Origin of the sequence: Gottfriedia sp. NPDC056225 (genome assembly GCF_042267765.1) — a bacterium.
Taxonomy (GTDB): domain Bacteria; phylum Bacillota; class Bacilli; order Bacillales; family Bacillaceae_G; genus Gottfriedia.
Genome location: NZ_JBHJTJ010000139.1, coordinates 1 through 1356, shown reverse-complemented (window position 1 = coordinate 1356; position 1356 = coordinate 1). Strand labels below are relative to the sequence as shown.

General features: G+C 25.1%; 2 protein-coding genes. Both read right to left on the bottom strand.

The window, feature by feature from the left end:
* On the bottom strand, positions 1 to 836 hold an 836-nt coding region (locus ACFCYN_RS25450), incomplete at its 3' end, for a hypothetical protein (protein ID WP_375952971.1).
* 18 nt (positions 837 to 854) lie between these two features.
* Positions 855 to 1136, bottom strand: coding sequence for an uberolysin/carnocyclin family circular bacteriocin (locus ACFCYN_RS25445; protein WP_172443669.1), 282 nt, complete (start codon positions 1134 to 1136; stop codon positions 855 to 857).
* Positions 1137 to 1356: the final 220 nt, after the last annotated feature.

The following is a 1356-nucleotide window of genomic DNA, read 5'->3' as shown; positions in this document are numbered from 1 at the left end:
TGATAAAATCCTTTATTTATAAAAAAAAGAATAATTAAAATATTCATACCAATAAAATAATGGAAAGTATTCCTATATAAAATTGTTTTCTTATAAATCTTTATAAAAGGAACTCTTAAATATTTGAATTGCATAAACAGTTGTCTGTAGTTAGCATTTGCATATATTAATTCCGAGTAAATAAATAGATTAGCACATAAATAAAACAACGGAATATTTATCACTGCGTATAAAGGTATACGCCCTAAGCCAATCCAATTAAAAGAAATGGATATCAGTAACATACCAAATGCAAATAATAATAAAAAGAGTTTTAAAACTTTTATAAAGTTCTTTTGATTATTTTTCTTTATATATACAAGGTAAAGTATGTTTAATGTGATAAATAGTAATATAGATACAAGTGAGATAAAAAAACTAGTTAAAGAAATGTAAGAGAAAACGTAACTTAAAAAAACAAAAATTAGGACAATGATCCCCAAAATAAATACCATAATTTTCTCTTTTAAATAGAAAAACAAAAATAAATATCTATCTTCGTAAAACTTATAGAAATCATACTGCAAGGTTGAAATAATATTCTTGTTCCCGCTAATCATTGTCACCAATGTAAACAAAAATAGTATATTAATATCCAATGATATAAAAAAGAAATTAAATCTATTAAATATATACAATAGCTCAACTGGATAACAAATAATAAGAACAATACATAGGAATAGTAAAACTATTCCTATGTATTTAACTAATAATTTATTTATTTCAGATTTTATTAACAAGCTATTAAAAATAGTTTTAACCTCTTCAATTTTTAACTTTAAAATAGCTTTTAACATATCTCTATTTAGCTACTTTTACCAAGTAGTTGCATAACCTTTTCCGTATTTTGAAATAATTTTTTTAGCGGTAATAACAAGTGCAGTTGAAATAACTCCATATCCAACAATAATCGCAACTAGGCTAATGATCGTTGTAATAGTACTAAATGTATCAATAATGGTTATAACTTTGCCGGCTACTGTAGTAGAGATACCTAAGTTAGCTGCAAGATGTGGCAAAGAAATAGTTAAAGTTGAAAGCAATACAGCCATTCCTAATACGTATAGAATGGATCTTGTGTTTTGAAAATAACTCATAATTAATTTCTCCTTTACAAAAGATTTCTACCAGATAGATGCATAACCTTTTCCGTACTTGAATAAATATTGGTAAAATTTAGTGGTGTATTTTCCCCTACTCCAAGACTATATGACCCATTAGTAGGAGAAAGGTGTTTGATATTGGTTTACTTATTAATTCATTAGTTAGGTATGATTTACTTTTCTTTTTAAAAAACATAATTTGACCTGTCAATAA

Coding starts and splice junctions, on each gene's coding strand:
- ACFCYN_RS25445 (WP_172443669.1), bottom strand. CDS start 1,136: ATGAGTTATTTTCAAAACACAAGATCCATTCTATACGTATTAGGAATG.